Source organism: Allobosea sp. 05T422_2 (genome assembly GCF_056396265.1).
The window spans coordinates 1-18688 of sequence record NZ_JBFTLD010000028.1; the positions used below are offsets into that span (position 1 = coordinate 1).

At 65.1% G+C, this 18688-nt stretch carries 18 protein-coding genes; 12 read left to right on the forward strand and 6 right to left on the reverse strand.

What is annotated here, in order from left to right:
- From AC1DJT_RS07765 to AC1DJT_RS07810, 10 genes are all read left to right on the forward strand, one after another.
- A partial coding sequence (locus AC1DJT_RS07765) for an ABC transporter substrate-binding protein (protein WP_476833845.1) occupies positions 1-859 on the forward strand: 859 nt, incomplete at its 5' end.
- 40 nt (positions 860-899) lie between these two features.
- Positions 900-1877, forward strand: a complete 978-nt coding sequence (locus tag AC1DJT_RS07770; RefSeq protein ID WP_113515850.1) for an ABC transporter permease — start codon at positions 900-902, stop codon at positions 1875-1877.
- Between the two features lie 3 nt (positions 1878-1880).
- Positions 1881-2711: an ABC transporter permease gene (locus tag AC1DJT_RS07775; protein WP_476769526.1), complete on the forward strand. Its 831-nt coding sequence runs from the start codon at positions 1881-1883 to the stop codon at positions 2709-2711.
- Positions 2708-4336 (forward strand): ABC transporter ATP-binding protein, encoded by a 1629-nt coding sequence (locus tag AC1DJT_RS07780; protein ID WP_476833846.1) that lies wholly within the window; start codon positions 2708-2710, stop codon positions 4334-4336. Before AC1DJT_RS07775 ends, AC1DJT_RS07780 begins: the two co-directional genes overlap by 4 nt.
- Before the next feature lie 145 nt (positions 4337-4481).
- Entirely contained in the window at positions 4482-5429 is a 948-nt protein-coding gene (locus AC1DJT_RS07785; protein ID WP_476769528.1) for a hypothetical protein, read from the forward strand.
- 61 nt (positions 5430-5490) lie between these two features.
- Positions 5491-6732, forward strand: coding sequence for an extracellular solute-binding protein (locus tag AC1DJT_RS07790; RefSeq protein ID WP_441489783.1), 1242 nt, complete (start codon positions 5491-5493; stop codon positions 6730-6732).
- A 112-nt stretch (positions 6733-6844) separates the two neighbouring features.
- Complete coding sequence (locus AC1DJT_RS07795) at positions 6845-7777, forward strand: carbohydrate ABC transporter permease (RefSeq protein ID WP_476769530.1); 933 nt, start codon at positions 6845-6847, stop codon at positions 7775-7777.
- Positions 7774-8631 carry a carbohydrate ABC transporter permease gene (locus AC1DJT_RS07800; RefSeq protein ID WP_441505908.1) on the forward strand — a complete coding sequence of 286 codons (858 nt, stop codon included), beginning with the start codon at positions 7774-7776 and terminating at the stop codon, positions 8629-8631. Before AC1DJT_RS07795 ends, AC1DJT_RS07800 begins: the two co-directional genes overlap by 4 nt.
- A complete protein-coding gene (locus AC1DJT_RS07805) occupies positions 8628-9320 on the forward strand; it encodes an N-acetylmannosamine-6-phosphate 2-epimerase (protein WP_476769531.1) in 693 nt (230 codons plus the stop codon). The genes AC1DJT_RS07800 and AC1DJT_RS07805 overlap by 4 nt, the downstream gene beginning before the upstream one ends.
- Positions 9307-10260 (forward strand): N-acetylglucosamine kinase, encoded by a 954-nt coding sequence (locus AC1DJT_RS07810; protein WP_476833847.1) that lies wholly within the window; start codon positions 9307-9309, stop codon positions 10258-10260. The genes AC1DJT_RS07805 and AC1DJT_RS07810 overlap by 14 nt, the downstream gene beginning before the upstream one ends.
- Before the next feature lie 45 nt (positions 10261-10305).
- Here the strand turns inward: AC1DJT_RS07810 and AC1DJT_RS07815 are convergent, their stop codons facing one another.
- The 5 genes from AC1DJT_RS07815 to AC1DJT_RS07835 form a co-directional block, all read right to left on the reverse strand.
- Positions 10306-10806, reverse strand: coding sequence for a hypothetical protein (locus AC1DJT_RS07815; protein ID WP_476769533.1), 501 nt, complete (start codon positions 10804-10806; stop codon positions 10306-10308).
- Positions 10807-10829: 23 nt separating this feature from the next.
- Positions 10830-12215 carry a tetratricopeptide repeat protein gene (locus tag AC1DJT_RS07820; protein WP_476833848.1) on the reverse strand — a complete coding sequence of 462 codons (1386 nt, stop codon included), beginning with the start codon at positions 12213-12215 and terminating at the stop codon, positions 10830-10832.
- A gap of 70 nt (positions 12216-12285) precedes the next feature.
- The gene (locus tag AC1DJT_RS07825) at positions 12286-13491 is read right to left on the reverse strand and encodes an OpgC family protein (RefSeq protein WP_476833849.1); all 1206 of its coding nucleotides are present in this window, start codon (positions 13489-13491) and stop codon (positions 12286-12288) included.
- Entirely contained in the window at positions 13491-15140 is a 1650-nt protein-coding gene (locus AC1DJT_RS07830) for a thiamine pyrophosphate-binding protein (RefSeq protein WP_476833850.1), read from the reverse strand. The genes AC1DJT_RS07825 and AC1DJT_RS07830 overlap by 1 nt, the downstream gene beginning before the upstream one ends.
- Positions 15141-15198: 58 nt before the next feature.
- On the reverse strand, positions 15199-16188 hold the full coding sequence (locus AC1DJT_RS07835) for a CE1 family esterase (protein WP_476833851.1): 990 nt from the start codon (positions 16186-16188) through the stop codon (positions 15199-15201).
- 86 nt (positions 16189-16274) lie between these two features.
- Here AC1DJT_RS07835 and AC1DJT_RS07840 point away from each other — a divergent pair, with 86 nt between their 5' ends.
- The gene (locus AC1DJT_RS07840) at positions 16275-16841 is read left to right on the forward strand and encodes a sigma-70 family RNA polymerase sigma factor (protein ID WP_476833852.1); all 567 of its coding nucleotides are present in this window, start codon (positions 16275-16277) and stop codon (positions 16839-16841) included.
- A gap of 129 nt (positions 16842-16970) precedes the next feature.
- Positions 16971-17585, forward strand: a complete 615-nt coding sequence (locus AC1DJT_RS07845) for a DUF1109 domain-containing protein (protein ID WP_476833853.1) — start codon at positions 16971-16973, stop codon at positions 17583-17585.
- Positions 17586-17613: 28 nt separating this feature from the next.
- Here the strand turns inward: AC1DJT_RS07845 and AC1DJT_RS07850 are convergent, their stop codons facing one another.
- Complete coding sequence (locus AC1DJT_RS07850; RefSeq protein ID WP_476833854.1) at positions 17614-18672, reverse strand: LLM class flavin-dependent oxidoreductase; 1059 nt, start codon at positions 18670-18672, stop codon at positions 17614-17616.
- Positions 18673-18688 lie beyond the last annotated feature (16 nt).

Sequence of the window (18688 nt, forward strand, 5' to 3'; positions counted from 1 at the left end):
CCACTACAGCCCGTTCTCGGGCCTGACGATCTCGGATTCCGCCCGTCTCGGCAAGGATCCGCGCTTCATCGTTTCGACCAAGGGCAACGAGGGCAACGCCCGCACGAACACGATCGAGTTTAATTTCCGCCGCAAGGAACTCGCGGATATCCGGGTCAGGCGCGCGATCGCGCATGCGCTCGACATCCCGTTCTTCATCGAGAATTTCCTCGGCGATTTCGCCAAGCTCGGCACAGGTCCGGTCCCCTCCGTCTCGACCGATTTCTATCCGGCCGATAACGGCCCGCAATATCCCTTCGACAAGGCACTCGCCACGAAGCTGCTCGACGAAGCCGGGTTCAAGGCCGGCGCCGGCGGGACGCGCTTCTCGGTGCGCCTGCTGCCGGCTCCATGGGGCGAGGACATCACGCTCTTTGCCACCTTCATCCAGCAGTCGCTCGCCAATGTCGGCATCAAGGTCGAGATCGTGCGCAACGATGGTGGCGGCTACCTGAAGCAGGTCTATGACGACCACGCCTTCGACCTGGCTACGGGCTGGCATCAGTACCGCAATGATCCTGCGGTCTCGACGACGGTGTGGTATCGCTCTGGGCAGCCCAAGGGTGCGCCATGGACCAATCAATGGGACTGGACCGATCCGACGATCGACAAGATCATCGACGACGCGGCGACCGAGGTGGATCCGACGAAGCGCAAGGCGCTCTATGGCGACTTCGTACGGCGCGCCAACACGGAGCTGCCGATCTGGACGCCGATCGAGCAGATCTTCCTGACGGTGATCAACGCCAAGGCCCGCAACCACTCCAACACGCCGCGCTGGGGCTCGAGTTCCTGGCACGATCTTTGGTTGGCGGAGTGACACGTCCACCAGCCTCCGCAGTCGAAACCGGCCAGTTCCCATGCGCGTATTAGCTCTTGCGGGGCGGCGTCTTGCCGCCTCGATCCCGACCCTGATCCTGATCCTGATCGGGGTGTTTCTGCTGCTGCAATTCGCGCCCGGCGATACGGTCGATGCGATGATGGCGCAAATGGGCGGTGGCGATGCCGCCACCGCCCGCCATCTGCGCGAGTTCTACGGGCTCGATCTCTCGGTCTGGGCCCAGCTCGGCAATTATCTCTGGCGACTGGTCAGGCTCGATCTTGGCTTCTCGGCGATCTACGGCAAGCCGGTCGTGACCGTGATTGCGGAGCGGCTGCCGGCGACGATCCTGCTGATGAGCGCCTCGCTGTCCTTTGCCTTTTTCTTCGGGCTGATCTTCGGTGTGATCGCGGCGCGCGGCGTCAACAGATGGCCCGATACCCTGATCTCGACACTGGGGCTGATCTTCTACGCCATGCCGACCTTCTGGTTCGGGCTGATGGCGATCGTCGTGTTCTCGATCTACCTGCAATGGCTGCCAGCCGGTGGTTTCGAGGATATCACAGTCAGCCTTACGGGGTTGGCCCGGACGCTCGACATCGCCAAGCACCTCATCCTGCCGACCCTGACGCTCGGCCTGTTCTACATGGCGATCTATCTGCGCATCATGCGCGGCTCGATGCTCGAGGTGCTCAACCTCGATTTCGTCCGCACGGCGCGGGCCAAGGGCATGGATGAGACGCGGGTGGTGGTGCGGCACGTCCTACGTAATGCGCTGCTGCCGATGGTGACGCTGATCGGCCTGCAAGCTGGCACGATGCTCGGCGGTTCTGTGGTGGTCGAGAGCGTGTTCTCGCTGCCGGGGCTGGGGCGGCTGGCCTATGAATCGGTCGTGCAGCGCGATCTCAACACCTTGCTCGGCATCATCTTCGTCTCGGCGCTGCTGGTGATCGCGGTCAATTTCATCGTCGACCTGCTCTATGCCCGGCTCGATCCGCGCATCACGGCGGGAGCCTGAGCCATGGAGTTCGCAAGGCTCTATTTCCGCAGTCCCTCGGCCGTCATCGGCCTGCTGCTGCTCATCCTCGTTCTGGCCATGGCGGGGACGGCCGACTGGCTCTATCCGCGCGATCCGCTGGCGCTTGCCGGGCGGCCGCTGATCTGGCCTTTCAGCAACCCGCGCTTCCTGCTCGGGACCGACAATTCCGGCCGCGACATCGCCGCGCAGATCTTCCATGGCGCACGCATTTCGCTGCTGATCGGTCTGGTCGCGACCTTTATCTCGGTCATGATCGGCATCACGATCGGCGCCTTCGCCGGCTATTACGGCAGCTGGGTCGACACCGTACTGATGCGCGTGACCGAGGCCTTCCAGACATTGCCGAACTTCCTGTTGCTGCTCGTGCTCGTCGCGGTGTTCGGCTCGACCATCACCACGGTGACGGTCGCCATCGGCATCGTCTCATGGCCGGCTTCGGCGCGACTGACGCGCGCCGAGTTCCTTTCGCTGCGCAACCGCGAGTTCGTGCAGGCGGGACGCACACTGGGACTGAAGGACATCAAGCTAATCTTTGGCGAGATCCTGCCGAACGCATTACCGCCGGTGATCGTCTATGCCAGCGTCGTGATGGCGGTCGCGATCCTGCTCGAGAGCGCGCTCGCCTTCCTGAAGCTCTCCGATCCGAACGTTGCCTCCTGGGGCAACCTGATCGGCGCAGGGCGCGATGTGCTGCGCGTGCAGTGGTATGTCTCGGCCATTCCCGGCATTGCCATTCTCGTCACCGTGCTCGCCGTCTCGCTGGTCGGGCAGGGGCTCAATGACGCTCTCAATCCGAGGCTGAAGAGCCGATGACCCCGATTCTTGTTCTCGACGATGTCAGCGTGAAGCTGCCGGCCGGCGCCGACCGGTCGCACGCCATGGCGAATGTGTCGCTCTCCCTGGCGGCCAATGAGATCCTCTGCGTCGTCGGCGAATCCGGCTCCGGCAAGTCGATGACGGCCAATGCCATCATGCGGCTGCTGCCGGGCGGGGTCGCGATCGACGGCGGGCGCATCCTCTTCGAGGGCCGCAACCTTGCCGATGTGAACGAGGCCGAGATGCGCAAGGTGCGCGGCGCCGGGATCGCGATGATTTTCCAGGAGCCGATGACCGCGCTGAATCCCTTGCGCAGCATTGGCGACCAGATCGGCGAGATGTTCGAGATCCATACGGATCTGCCGGCTGGCGAGATCAGGACGCGGGTCCTCGCCCTGCTCGATGAAGTGCGGATTCCCGATCCGGCTTCGGCGCTCAAGGCTTATCCGCATGAACTCTCGGGCGGTCAGCGCCAGCGCGCCATGATCGCTATGGCGCTCGCACTCGATCCCAGGGTGCTGATCGCCGATGAGCCGACGACTGCGCTCGACGTCACCACCCAGGCGCAGATCCTCGAACTCATTCGCGACCTGCAGCGGCGCAAGGGCACGGCCGTTCTGTTCATCACACATGATTTCGGTGTCGTTGCCGAAATCGCCGACCGCGTCGCGGTGATGAGCCAGGGCCGCGTCGTCGAAGAGGGCACGGCCAGTGCGGTGCTGGACAATCCCCGGCACGCGTACACGAAGCAGCTGATTGCCGCGGTGCCGCCACTGAAGGCTCCGCCTCCGCGTCCGCTGTCGAGCGATCCGATCCTGACCATAGAGCACGTCTCGAAGACGTATCGCACCGGTGGCTTCTTCGGTCGCGGTCAGCGCATCACCCACGCGGTCAAGGATGTTTCGCTGGTGCTGCCGAAGGGCGGCACGCTCGKCATCGTTGGCGAGTCCGGTTCCGGCAAGTCGACATTGGCGCGCTGCCTCGTGCGCCTGATCGATCCCGAGAGCGGCGAGATCCGCCTGAACGGCCGCGACCTCGCCTGTCTGACCCGCGAGCAGATGCGGGCGGAGACGCGCCATATCCAGATGGTGTTCCAGGATCCATTCGCCTCGCTCAACCCGCGCCGCAAGGCGGGGGAAGCGGTCGCGCAAGGCCTCGTCGTTCACGGCATGCCGCGTGCGCAGGCATTGGCGCGCGCCAAGGAACTCTTTGGGCTGGTCGGTCTCGATCCCGCCGCGACCGAACGCTACCCGCATGAGTTCTCGGGCGGCCAGCGCCAGCGGATCGGACTTGCCCGCGCATTGGCTCTGGAGCCGGATGTGCTGGTGGCGGACGAGCCTGTCTCCGCGCTCGACGTATCGGTCCAGGCGCAGGTGCTGAAGCTGTTGGCGGAACTGCGCCAGCGTCTTGGCCTGTCGATCGTCTTCATCACCCATGATCTGCGCGTGGCGGCTCAGGTCTGCGATCTTGTCGCTGTCATGAAGAGCGGGGAGGTGGTGGAGGCCGGGCCGATCGGCGCTGTCTTCGGCAATCCGCAACACCCCTATACCCAAGCGCTGCTCGCCTCGATTCCCGGACGCGAGTTCGGGCTGGAGCGGGTGGCCGAGCGGCAGGAGGGCTGACCCCTCAGACACGCGTCGTAACCCTTCGCCCGGCGGCGCAGGGGCGAGCATTTTCCGGCTTGAACAGCGTTAACTGGTTCTATATTGGTATCGTACCAGAGGGTGTTGATCGCGCTGAGCGCGCGAAGCGGGAGCACGCGGAACAGTGGAAGGCGAAGGGTCTCTTTCAGGGTCCGCAGAACGTCCCGCTGTCTCTGCTGTTCCGAAGGAATCGGCCGGCTGGCGCATCCTGTCGCAGGTCAGCGTCAAGGGCAGTGCGCCCTTCAACGAGGACATGGCGGGATCTTCCGGCTCGCATGCATGGATCATCGACGGGTCCGCCTTCTTCTCAGGCGCTTCCAGAACGGAGCAGCAATCGGAAGGGGCGTGGCTCGCGCAGCGGGTCGATGAGATCCTGCGTTCCACGGCGCGCGATGAAGCCCCGCTTTCCGAGATCGCGGCAACTCTCGAGGTGGCTGCCGCTCGGGATTACGCCGTGCTGGGTGACGGTCAGCCTGAGCGTATCGGAGGAGAGGGGCCTTCGGCCGTCCTCGGCCTCGTGCGCCTTTCAGCCATGGGGGAATCCTGTCGTATCGAGGGGGTGGTGATCGGCGACGTGTCGATCATTATTCTCGATGGCGAACATATGGAGCGCTGGACGGACGCTTCGGCGGGCCCGTTCGAGGCCCGGACAATCGCAGCGGCCGGAACCGGCCTGCGGCGTGACGGCGAGCCGATTTCGGCGCCTGCTCTGGCGCAGATTCACGAGAATCGCCGTTTCCTGAACCAGCCGGATGGCTATTGGGCTGTTCATCCCGGGCTTCCGTGGCAAGCGGGCTTGCGTTCCTTCTCCGCGACCGTGTCCCCGACGGCGACGGTCCTGCTCGCTTCCGACGGGTTCATGCGCCTTGTCGATGTCTTGAAACGCTACGACGAGGCTGGTCTCATGCACGCTGTGGTGCGCGACGGTGCGACTGCACTCGTTGCCGAACTGCGCCGGCTCGAGAACGGAGATCCTCGCACGGAACGGTTCAACCGCGTCAAGATCCACGATGACGCGACCGCGCTCGTCGTGACGCCGAACTTGCCGGCCGTCGAATTCATCCAACAATAACAAACGTTACGTTCAACGAGGGAGAGCAAACATGTTGGCCGGGATTCTGACCAGATCCATCTTGAGACGCGCGCTTGGCAAGCTCGCCCTGACGGCTTTCGCCGCCGCGACAGTCCTTGCGGCTCCGGTGCAGGCGGAAGATCTCACCCTCTGGAGCTGGCGCCAGGAAGATAAGGCAGCCTACGCCAAATTCATCGAGGCGTTCCGCAAGAAACATCCGGACATCAATGTGAAGTTCGAGGCTTTCGAGGCCGCGAACTATCCCACAGTCCTGTCGACCGCACTTGCTGGCGGCACCGGGCCGGACATCGTGCAGGTGCGCGCCTACGGCACGCTTGGCGTCGGCAAGCCGGACTATCTCGTGCCGCTMGACAAGACGATGGTGCCGGAATTCGACAATTTCCCCGCGTCGGCGGTGGCGGCAGAGACCATGCGGTCCGATGGCAAGCTCTATGCGGTGCCCTTCGCCTCGCAGACGATGCTGATCATCTACAACAAGGATCTGTTCGAGAAGGCCGGCGTCACGCCGCCTGCGACATGGGACGAGCTCGTCGCCGTTTCGAAGACGCTGAAGGAGAAGGGCATCACCCCCTTCGGTAACGGCACCGCCACCTCCTGGCAGAACGAGACCATCGTCGGCGCCTTGCTCTCCTCCCAGATCGGCAAGCAGTTCGAGCAGGACGTGCTCGCCGGCAAGGCCGACTTCACCGATCCGCGCTTCGTTGGCGCTCTCGCCAAGCTGAACGAGCTGAAGGAGTACTTCGCCCCGAATTTCTCGGGCGTGGATTATGCCGCGTCGCAGCAGTTCTTCGCGGCCGGGCGCGCAGCCATGTTTGCCGGTGGCTCCTTCGAGCTCGCCAACTTCCTGCGCCAGAACCCGAAGCTGAAACTGGGGATGTTCGCCTCGCCGGTTGCCAAGGCCGGGGATGAGCGGCTTGTCGCGCTCTATTACGATGGCGGCTACGCGATCAACGCCGCGTCGAAGAAGAAGGACGCAGCGCTCAAGTTCCTGCGCTTCCTCGGTACGCCTGAGTTCGGCACGGCCTTCTCGAACGATCTGCAGAACATCTCGCCAATCAAGGGCGTGAAGTTCGAGAATCCGTTGTTGAAGGAGGTCGCGGCGCTCAACGAGCGGGCCATGTCCTACATCATGCTGGTCAATTTCCGCTATCAGGAGCCGACGGGCTCGGTGCTGCTGCAGTCCGGCGTGCAGAAGATGCTGGCGGGCAAGGCGACTCCGGCCGAGGTCGGTGCCGAGGTCACAAAGGGCATCGGGACCTATTACGCACCCTTTAAGAAGTAAGCTCCGGGGCTGAAGCTCCCATGATGCGCATGGCCGGCAGAACCCGACCATGCGCTTGGACAGGCGCGCGCCGGGCTCTCCCCCTGAGTGCTGCTTCAACAGGCCAGGTCTCATGAAGACGGATTACCGACGCCGCGAAAGGCGCAAGCGCGCGGCCTGGATCGCATTTCTCATCGTGCCGCCGATGGCGATGATGCTGACCTTCGTCGTCTGGCCGCTGCTGGTGGCGCTCAGCTCTGCCTTCTATCGCTGGGAGGGGATGGCCCAGGGAGAATTCGTCGGCCTGCAGAATTTCAGCGATGTCCTGTTCGGTGATCATTTCGCGGCGCTGACCTGGCGCGCCTTCCGGCACAATCTCTTCGTCTTCTTCGCGCTTTTCGTGGTGCAGAACACCGCCGGATTTCTGCTTGCCTGGTTCATCTATCGGGAGCCGTTCGGCTTTCGCTTTCACCGGATCGCGATTTTCATGCCGGTGATCCTGTCCACCGTCCTGGTCGGGTTCCTGTGGAAGCTCTTCCTCGACCCCAATTTCGGCCTCATCAATCAGCTTCTCGACATGATCGGCCTCGGCGCGCTGCGCCAGCCCTGGCTCGGTCAGGAGACGACGGCGCTGCCCGCGCTGGTCATGGCCAATGCCTGGCACTGGGTCGGGTTTCCCGCCCTGGTCTATCTGGCCGGAATGCAGCGCATCCCCCGCGAAATCCTGGAAGCGGCCAAGCTCGACGGCTGCAGCAGCTGGCAGATGCTGACCCGTGTCGTCTGGCCACTGGTGGCGCCCTCCACGACCATCACATTGACGCTGCTCTTCATCGGCGCCTTCAACTGGTTCGAGCTGCCCTACATCATGGCGGGGCTGGACGGCTCGCCCTACGGGTCGACGGACGTGCTGGGGCTCTATTTCTACCGCACTGCCTTCGGCAACCAGAGCGGAGGCCTTCAGGATTTCGGGCACGGCAATGCGCTTGCCGTCTTGATGTTCATGTTCATCGCGGTCGTCGCCACGCTCATTACGCAGTATCTGCGCCGCCGGGAGATCGCGCTGTGACGGCAAAGGCCCAAAGCCCGGACCCATTGTTTCCGCGCAGCAGCCCCGGCAGTCTGATCGCCGCCGCGCTGCTCGTCGGCAACTCCGTTCTGATGCTCTACCCGATCGTCATCATGGTCTTCTCGGCCTTCAAGACGACCGGGGAGATCTTCGACGCACCGTTTTCCGTTCCTGATTTCACCTATGTCGCGAACTTCACCCGGATCTGGGGCGAGACAAGCCTGCCGGGCTACTTCATCAACTCGGTGATCATCACCGGCTCGTCCATCGCACTTATCCTGCTGCTCGGCACGATGGGGGCCTATGCGCTCGCGCGTTACGAGTTCCCGGGCAATTCGGCCATCTTCATGTTCTTCCTGGCCGGCCTGATGCTGCCCTTGAAACTCGCGGTGATCCCACTCTTTCTCCAGATGCGCGATTTCGGCCTGCTCGACACCCGTTTCGGCCTCATCCTGATCTATACGGCGATGGGCCTGCCCTCGACGATCTTCATCATGACCGGGTTCTTGCGGACGTTGCCGACGGAACTCGAGGAGGCCGCGCGCATCGACGGGGCGTCCGAGCCCCGGATCATGCTGTCCATCATGCTGCCGCTATCCGTGCCACCGATGGTCATTTCCGCGATTCAGAATGCCGTGCCGACCTGGAATGATTTCTTCTTCCCGCTCGTCTTCATCCAGACCGATGTGCGCAAGACCCTGCCTCAGGGCCTTTCGGTGTTCATGGGCGAATATACCACCGACTGGGGCATGCTCTTTGCCGGCCTCACCATCGCAGCCCTGCCACTGACCATCATCTACATCGTGATGTCGCGCCAGTTCATCCGGGGCATGACCGCAGGGGCGGTAAAGTGACACTTCTAGACAATCAGAACCTGATACCGTCCGGCAGCCTCGCCGTGTCCTGCCAGGCGCGGGCGGACAACCCGTTGCATGGGCCGGTGTTCATGGCGGCGATGGCCCAGGCGGCGGAGCATGGCGGGGCGCTCGCCCTGCGTGCCAATGGGCCTGCCGATATCGCTGCGATCCGCGCGGTCAGCACGCTGCCGATCATCGGCATCCTCAAACGCTGGGACGATCACTTTCCGGTCTATATCACGCCCGATTTCGCCGCGGCTGCGCTGATTGCTGCCGCGGGCGCCGACATCATTGCGCTCGATGCAACCGCCAGGCCCCGCGATGGCGAACCACTCGGGGTTCTGATCGCGCGCATCCGCGGTGAACTGGGCAAGCCCGTCTTCGCGGATTGCGCGACGTTCGAGGACGGTGTCCGTGCGGCCAGGCTTGGCGCCGACTACATTGCCACGACCTTGTCCGGCTACACCGATGAGACCGCTGCGTTGAAGGCGGCGGGGCCGGATATCGCGCTGATCGCTGCCCTCGCTGGCGCCATATCGACGCCGATCGTGGCGGAGGGGCGTTTCGAGCGGCCGGAGCAGCTTGATGCGGCCTTCGCAGCCGGTGCGCACGCCGTGGTCGTTGGCACGGCCATCACCAATCCCCGCGAGATCACCCGCCGTTTCGTCGCGCATGCCCGGGCTTGAGCACCCGCTGGGCCTGGGCATCGAGACGGGCGGGACGGCGTCGCGCTGGTGTCTCGTCTCCGCAGCTGGCGAGGTCATGGCACGAGGCGACGTGGCACCGATGACGGGCCATGTCTTCAGCGAGGCGGACCATGAGCGCGTGCGAGGCATCTTTGCGGGGCTCGCGTCGGAACTCGCAGGCCATAGCCGGCCCAGCGCCATCGTGGCCGGCGTCACGGGCATTGGATCGGCTTCGCCGACGACGGCCCTCTTTGCACGGATGCTCGCGGGTGCCTTCCAATGCGCCGAGACATCCGTGCTCGTCGTGGACGACATGTGGCTCGGTTATCGCGCCCGCTTTGCGCCCGGCGAGGGCATCGTCGTCTATGCCGGTACCGGCTCCATCGGCTACCACCTCGCGGCAGGCGGCGAGATCATCCGAGCCGGCGGCTATGGCGTGCTGGTCGACGATGGCGGGGCGGCGACCTGGATCGCGACCGAGGCGTTGCGGTTCGTCCTGCGGCGAGAAGATGAAGCGCCGGGTTCCGGCTGGAGCACAGTGATTGGCCGGGCGCTCTCCGCAGCTGTTGGCGGCAGCTCCTGGGATGCGGCCCGCGTCTATATCTATGGCGGCGACCGCGGCAGCCTGGGGCTTTTGGCCCGTGCCGTAAGCGCTGCCGATGAGGCCGGGGATCCCGAAGCGAGACGGATTTTTGTGGGGGCAGGACGGGAACTCGCCCGCCTCGCTCTGGCACTGCGTGGGCGTGTCGGCCTCAAGCCGGTGGCCCTGGCCGGCCGTGCGATCACGCTCTCGCCAGCCATTGCCGAAAGCTTCGCAGCCTCCGTCGCGCCACCCGTGCTTTTGGCCGATGCCAGCCCCGATGTGCCGGCAGTCGCGGCGCGACTGGCCGTCGGGTTGGCTGCGAATCCAGGTGAGGGAGAGCCGGGCACAGGGCGTTGAAACCGCGCTATGTGCCCGGTCATCGACAAGAGCCCGGTCGGATCCTCAGCGGGGACGAACCGGCGCAGAAGACGCTTCGAGTTGCTCGAAGACGAAGGCCGCAAGGTAGCCATAGATCGCGTGGCCAATCAGGCTCATGAGGGAGAGGCGCGGCACGTCGGTGAGAAGGAAGGCCTGACCGGCCAGGGGCGCGAAGAAGCCGAGCGCGATGAAGTAGGTGATCACCCCCCAGATCCAACCATCGGCGGGCATGCCGAAACTCTTCACGAAACGCGTCAGCGCGTAATAGCCGAGCGGGTAGAACAGGAAGCCTGTGAGGAAATGCAGCAGCTTCGCGACCGGCGTCGAAAGCGTCAGGCCGAGCTGGTGGGAAAACAGCGACTTCACCAACTCGGGCGGCTCCAGGGGGAATTCCGCGAACCACGCGGTCGGGACGGCCGAGAACAGTTCCCAGAAGCCAAGCCCGGCAAAGCCGCCAAGGGCCAGGTTCGCGATGGTGCGTGCTGATAGAAGGGCTGTGGTCCAGGGCAGGGTGGTGGTGATCATGGCTGTTATTCCTGTGGTGGCGTTTAGTGGGCGAGCGCGAGCGGGGTCGCCGCGACGGCCAACGCGGCGGTGTGTGCGGCCGGCCGGTTGCGCAGCAACGCCAGCCGGCGCGCGGCGAAGAGGTTGGAGCCGCCGCGTTTCGTGATGCGTTCGCTAAGAAGCGGGGCCGCGCGCTCATGGTTGCCCGAGCGGATCAGGCTTTCGATATAGGCCTGCTCGAAGAGGTCGCGTTGAGCGTGGCTGCCACCGATCGCGACCAGTCCGTCGCGCGCGGCGCCCAGCAGCCTCGCCGCCTCGCTGTAGTCGCCTTCATGGAAGGCGAGCAGGCCGAAGGCCGCGAGCGCACCATGATGGGCCGCCTGCCTGCGCTCGCTGCTGCGATGCGCCCGGCTATCCCCAACGAGCGTGCGGGCGATCGCCTCCGCKCCGCTTGAATGCCCGGCGCCGAGCAATGAGAGAGCATAGTGCAGGTCGGCAAAGACCAGGCGGCCATCATCGATCCGGCCCTCGGCGAGTGCGGCCAGTTCCTCCCAGCGCGTCCCGACATCGACGCCGGCATATTCGAGCCGGGCAAGCAGCGAGGCGCCATTGGCTATGTCGCGATAATCGTCGGTGGGCTCGCCCCGGATATCGTTGTCATAAAGGCACAGCACCTCCGCGGTCTCTCCGCGCTCGAGCCGGAACAGGGCGAGGTGCCAGACGATGTGGAAGCGCAGGTTATTGGCATGGGACCAGTTCCGGGCATTCCCGAGCCAGATGATCCCCTCGTCGGCGCGGCCGGTCATTTCCAGCACATGCGCGACGGCGTGGCGGCCCCAGGCATCGCGCGGCGCCAGGGCGACGGCGCGGCGGCCCGCTCGCTCGGCCTCGGCATAGAAACCCTGTTCTTCGAGCGCGAAAGCATGGCAGCCATGGACATATCCGGCGAGCGGATGGCTTTCGCCGAAAGCTGGCGCGGTACGGCGCAGACAGGCCAGCATCTCGRCCTGATCACCGAGCATGAAGCGCAGGCCGTGAGAGAGTTTTAGCGCCAGCACGTCGAGGGGGTGGGCCTCCAGAATCGCTTCCAGGCGCCCGGTGGCCAGTCGCGGTGCATCGGCCAGCCAGAACGCCAATGCCTCGACCAGCATGCGCTCACGCTGTGTGACGGGACGCAACGCGATGGCCGCCTTGGCCTTGACGAGGCAGTCGCGCGCCGCTCCGAGCAATTCTGACCTGGCAAGCGAAAGCAGCATCAGGCCTTTGGCCGCATGAGCCAGTGCGAAATCCGGATCCGCTGCCAGCACGCGGGCGAGATGCTCCGGCGTTGCGGCAGCATGGGCCAGCACGGCTTCGAGCGTGTCGTTCCAGGCGAGGCGTGCAGCGTCGTTCGCGACAGTGAGGCGCTCGCCTGAGAGATCGTGATACATGAGGCTGCTCCGTTCGAGCCCTTGAAGGGGCGTCTCTCGGGGAGTTCGCTGGCGGCCGATCAAGCGGCGATCAACTCGCTTCACGGACCCGTGTTGGCAGGCTGTGCTTGGGCGCTTCCGTCTCATCCGTGCGTTGCGGTTCAGCCTTCGCTGGCGCGGCATGACCAGCCCAGGGTGCGCTCTTGAACCAGCCGACCACGACCGCGACGCCGAGGATCGCTGCAAAGCCGACGAGATTGAGCAGCGCCATGCTCAACTGGGTCCGGCCCAGCATATCGGCCGCGGTGGTGGCGAGCCTTGCCAGCACGACGCTGGCAAGAAAGGCGGCGAGCGATTGCCGTCCGATCAAGATGAGCAAGTGGCCAACGCCCTGATCCAGATTCCGGCGCCAGGGCTCGACCAGGCTGAGCACGAGATAGGCCAATGCCAGGAAATGCAGCACGCGCAGGATGTGCAGATTGCTCTTCTCGCTGGCGGGCAGGATCAGGTCGCGCAGCGCCTGCGCCGCCGGCCAGTGCTCCAGGAAACCCCAGAAGGAGAACGGGACGGAAAGGAGCAGGAAGACGCCGGCAGCAAGCATCAGCCTGTGCTCGCCAAGCCGCGGTACCGGCAACCATTTCATACCGATGAAGAACCCGATGAAGAAGATGAGCTGCCAGGCGAATGGGTTCAGGAACCAGCCGGCGCCGTTCCAGGGATTTCCGGGGAGATTGAGGTCGACAGCCCAGGCAAGCCCATAGAGCAGCGCCACCATCAGGAAGGGCAACGCAGCATTGATCCGGTGCAGCGCGATGGCCACCGGAACCAGGGCCAGGATCACCAGATACATCGGCAGGATATCGAGATAATCCGGCTGCCAGGTCAGCGTCGCGAGGCCGAGCAGTGCGGTGTCCGGGGAGCTCAGGAGCGGCGCGAACTGGGACGCGAGCACGCCAAGGCCGAAACTCTGATCGAGCAGCGCGGCGAGCGCGATCAGCGCCAGAACGAGTCCGAGTTGCGCCCRATAGACCTGCCAGATGCGCAGCATGATGCGCGCGGTTCCAAGCCACAGGCCGCGGCGAACAAAGACGCTGCCGAAGGCGAGTGCGCTGGCAATGCCGGAACAAAAGACGAAGAGTTCGGCGCCTGACGAGAAGCCGAAGCGAGCAGGGATGAAGGCGTTCCAGCTGTTCTGCGGCCAATGCGCGACGAAGATGATCAGCATCGTCAGGCCACGGAAGAAGTCGAGCCGTTCATCGCGCGGGCGCTTGCCTGCCTTCTGTTGAAGCGTGCGCATCAGAAGGCTCCTTCGTAGCTGCCTGCATCGATCCTGCAGGCGAGCACCGTGAAACCACTGCGTTGGAATGCGGCGCGTGCCTCGCGCCTGAGGCTGTCCGGGTTTGAGATCGTGCTACCGTGGCCGCCCATCGCACCGGCAATCGCCGCGAAACCGGTGCCGCCAAAATCGACTGCGGCGCGGGCCAGGCCAAGCTGGCGCTGCTTCAGTGCGATCAGGCCAAGGCTCTCATCGACAAATACGACRAGGACAACCGGCAGCGCCAGATCGCGCAGGGTCGCGAGCTCGCCCAGGACCATTTMGAGGCCGGCATCGCCGACGAAGCAGAGTGTGGGCTGCCCCGTGCCGAGCGCCGCGCCAGTCGCCAGTGGGAGTGCGCAACCCATCGTGCAGAGCCCKGTCGACTGCAGCAGGCGGCGCGGCCCGTCGCTCCTCCACATCTGGCTGAGCAGAATCCGGTGCGCTCCGGAATCGGCCGTGACGATGGTTTTCGCCGGCGCGACCTCGCGCAGGATGTCGATGACGGCATGGGGACCCCAGTCCGATGGCGGAGCGAAGGCCTCGCTGAGCGCTGCGCGAATGGCGGCGGGGCGCCCGTCCGGCCAGGTGCCGTCCAGCATTGCTTCTTCGCCGAGCCGCGACAGGATGGTGCCGACATGACCTTCGAGAAGCAGCGTCGCGCTATGCATGCCGTGGTGGACATCCTCGGCGACGATGTCGATTACGCGTTTGCCCGTCAGCCAGGGATTGCGCCAGCCCTGGCGCATCTCGATCGGGTCGTAGCCGGCGAGCACGACGAGGTCGGCCTCGTCCAGCAGCGGCCGTACCAGCGCATCGGCCCTCGGCGACAATCCGACACCGCCGATCACGCGCGGATCGCTTTCCGGCACCAGGCCCTTGGCCTTGTAGGTGGTGAGCAGCGGGGCACCGGTCCGGGTGAGGAATAGGTCGAGTGCGGCGGCGGAGCCCTCATTCACCAGGTCGAGCCCGGCAATGACCAGCGGCCGCTTCGCAGTCGCGATCATCTCGCGTGCGAAACTGAGATCGGTGGGGGCGCTGTTGTCGGGAGGCTTCACGATCTGGACCGCGCGCTGGACAGTCTTCGCCTCGGCGACCGCGATCGGCAGATCGATATGGACCGGGCCGGGCCGGCCACTCCCGGCAATGGCGAGAGCCTTCTGCACCACCAGATCCTCGGTGCCCTGCGCGGCGCGAAAACTTGCCTTCACCAGCGGCCGCAGCACGGCCTGATGGTCGAAGATCTGATGCGTGTAGCTTTCAGCCAGGGCCTGATCGACGCAGCCGGTGATGAAGATCAGAGGGACGCGATCCTGCCGGGCATTGGCCACGACATTGACCGCATTGGCGACGCCGGGCCCGAGTGTCGCGACCAGAACCGGCAAGGCGCCTGTCGCATGCCACAGCCCTTCGGCCATGAAACCCGCCGCATTCTCGTGCTTGGCGAGGAGGAAGCGGATGCCGGCACGTTCAAGCGCATCGACCAGCGCCAGGACCTCGCCGCCGGGAATGCCAAAGGCATGTGTCGCGCCCGCGGCAGCCAGCTGCTGCGCCATCAGATCGGCGCCTCGGACGCATGCTGCTTCTGCCGCTTTCGGCGTCATCTCGGTTAGGCTTGTATCCTGGCGCATGGTGTCTCCCTCGGTATCGGCAGGAGAGATCGCGCGAGGCGAGCTRCTGGTTACGGCCTCACGGAAAAGTGAGCCTGGCGCCCGCCGCGGCTGTCGGCATCTTGGGAGGCATCGCAAGTTGCCAGGCCCGCTCGACCCAGGCCGGGTCGGCCATATGACCGCCGCCATGGAGGCACAGTTCCAGCCGCGCAGGCCCGGGACAGTCTGTTGCCAGCCGACACGTCAGGGCCTCCGGCTGCGGCGCCTTCCGGACCTCATCCGCCCAGGATGAGGTGCAGCCGGGTGCCAGGACGGCGAGGCTCCTGAAGAGATCACCCTGCCTGTACCCGGACCGGAGTGGGCGCCCCGCCATCGGCACGGTTGTGTCGCTCGTGCCATGGACATGGATCAGATTGGGCCGGGGGGCGACGCAGTCCTGCGGAAATGGCTCCCAGAACGCACCGGCGATTGGCGCAAAGGCGGCAAAGCGCGATGGCATTCGGCAGGCCAGATTCCAGACCATKGACGCGCCTTGCGAGAAACCGCTGGCCAGAATCCTGCGGGGATCGACGGGGAAGCGTTGCGCGACGTCGTCGAGAACATGGCCGATGAAGGCGAATTCGTCGCGATGGTGTCCGGGAGAACCGGGATAGGACCAGGTCCGCCCCATCCCGTCAGGGGCGATCAGCGCAACGCCGAGGCGTTGCGCAACCGCGACGAGACCCTGATCGGCCATGATCTCCTCGGCCGAGCCTTGCCAGCCGTGAAAGTACATGATCGCGCCGCGCAGATGCCCGATCGCGGCCTGCGCAGGCAGCAGGATGCGATAGAATCCGCCCTCGACCGGGCAGCCTCCCTCGGCCGGGCAAGGCGTGAGGCGCGCTTCCGTCCTGGCGTGTTCCTGTGCGATGGCGGCGGATGTCAGCGTCGTGGTCAGCGCCATTGCGAGCGCTATGATCGCCAGGCCGAAGCGCGCTGCTGTCGCCATGTTCGTCGCTTTCCCGCGAAAGGCCCGGAAGGCCGCGCTCTGCGCGTATGCGAGCGTATCGGGGCGGGGCGAGGTCAGCATCTGCCAGTCACGGGCTTGTGAGCCCTGCATCAGCATGCGACGGATTGGACACCCGCCTGCACGGCCCCGGAGAATCGCCGCTTCCCGTGTCTCTCGCCGATCTCGAAACGCAGCTGCGTCCCGTCTTTCTCTCCGCACTTGCCGGCGATGCGTCGGCCTATCGCACGTTCCTCGAGGCGATCAGCGTGCGCCTGCGCGGCTATTTGCGTCACCATCTGGCGCGAGCGGGGCGCAGCGAGCCGAGCGAGACGGAGGATGTCTTGCAGGAGACCTTGCTCGCCCTGCATCTCTCCCGGCACAGCTATGATCCGGCGAGCCCCGTAACCGCCTGGGCCCATGCGATCGCGCGCTATAAACTCGTTGATCATTTGCGCCGCTCCGGGCGGCACGCGTCCAACCTGCCGATCGATGACGAGGCCTATCAATTGGCGGCGCCAGACACGCCTGCCTCCGATKCCCGGTTGGACTTGACGCGAGCCCTGCAATCCTTGCCTGAACGGACGCGAACGCTGATCGACCAGGTCAAGGTCCAGGGCTGTTCGGTCGCTGAAGCCGCAAGCGCTGCCGGCATGACCGAGACGGCAGCGAAGGTCGCAATCCATCGCGGCCTGCGGGCCATGGCGCGCCTCCTGACCATGCGCAGGGCACCGTGACCGCGATGCGCGTGCTGCGGCAGCGTGAGCGCACCCGACGCTGTAACCTTTCGCCTGTTTGCTGCGAAATCCCGTCCATCACAGTACAATGACCGATCCGACATGCAGACAGACGAGCTGATTTCCCTCATGGCCACGAGCAGCCAGCCGGTTGATACCGGGTGGCTGCGCCGTATCACCTGGCTTGCTGCGTTCCTCGCCATGATCGGGGCGACGCTTGCCGTGCTCCTGACGCTCGGCGCGCGCCGGGACCTGGCKGGGGCCTGGGCCAGCGCGCCGGTGCTGGGCAAGGTCCTGCTCGGAGCGAGTGTGGCCGGGATCGCCGTGGCGGTTTTCCAGCGCAGCCTGCGGCCCGGCCTCAGTCCGCGAGGACACCTGTCCCTGACCCTGCTGCCGATCGCCGCGGTGGTGCTTTGGGCTCTTGTCGTTCTGGCTCGGGCGCCTGCTGGAGAATGGGCCAGCTTGACCTTTGGCAGGAGCTGGCAGGCCTGCCTGATCTCCGTTGTGCTCTACGGGCTGATCCCGTTCGCTGCCATGATCGCGGTCGCCCGGCGAGGCGCGCCGGTCGATTTGCGCCTCACTGGCGCTGCCGCCGGAGTTGCATCCGCCGCCTTGGCGACCATCGCCTACAGCGTGCATTGCCCTGAGGATACGATCCCCTTCATCGCAAGCTGGTATCCGCTGGCGATGGGGCTGATGGCTATCGTCGGAGCCCTCGCTTTTCCTCGGTTCGTGCRCTGGTAGCGGAGTCTGAGGCAGTCAGCGGCTGTCATCAGGCCGRCAGCCTGGCGAGTTCCGGCTTGACTGCCCGCCCTCTGAGCCAACCAAGGTTCGGCGCGATCAGGCGAATGAAGTCGTCGATGATCTGCTCATAATCCTCCGCTTCGAAATTATAGGGCAACTCAAGACGCAACTCGTCGACCGCGCGCAGCACTGGGTCCTGCAACAATGCGATCAGGATCTGCTCCGACGTGCCGACGAGATCCGGAGCGAACTGCGTCCGCCGCTCGCCCTGCGGCTTCAGGGTGCGCTCATGCCGGCTGGCGGCGTAATCGCGATAGCGACTGCGGGTCTTCGCATCGGCCCCGTCGAGCGGGACGATAACACGGCCAACTGCGATGCGTGGCTGATGCCGGGCCTGCCAGCTGCTGCGATAGAGAGCGAGCTGACGCAGTTGGGCCTCGAAGAAATTGTCGGTCTCCTCGCCGATATTGATGTTGCCGACGAGAAGGTTGAAGCCGTTCTCCCCGGCCCAACGGGCTGAACGCAGCGATCCTCCGCCATACCAAAGCCGTTCACGCAGCCCCGGTGCGTGCGGTTGGATACGCGGCCGCAACCGCCCTGCCGCCGATGTGATGAAAGTCTCGTCGTCGCCGAGATAGGCGCCGTCGAGATTGGCTGCGAGGCGGGCGACACGCTGATGCGAATAGTCGGAATCTGTCCGGTCTCCGTCGAGGAAGCGCTGACCCAACAGCTCGGCATGCGATGGTGGCCCGGCGCTGAGGCCGACATTGAGGCGCCCATGTGCGAGTACGTCGACAAGCGACAGGTCCTCGGCCAGCCGGAACGGGTTCTCGTAACCGATCTGGATCACGGCGGAGCCGATCTCGATGCGTCGAGTCCGCTGGCTTGCAGCGGCCAGAAAGACACTGGCCGAGGAGACGCCGGGTTCGAGATGGCGTTGGCGCACCCAGGCGCTGTCGAAGCCGAGCCGTTCGCCGAATTCGAAGAGCTGGAGGGTGTCCTCCAATCCAACCAGTGGAGCGTCGTCGCGGTAATTGCCGGGCGTCAGGAAGCCGATCCGGCTAATCGTGAGCGGAGTGGCGGGCATGATGAACTCACAAGGC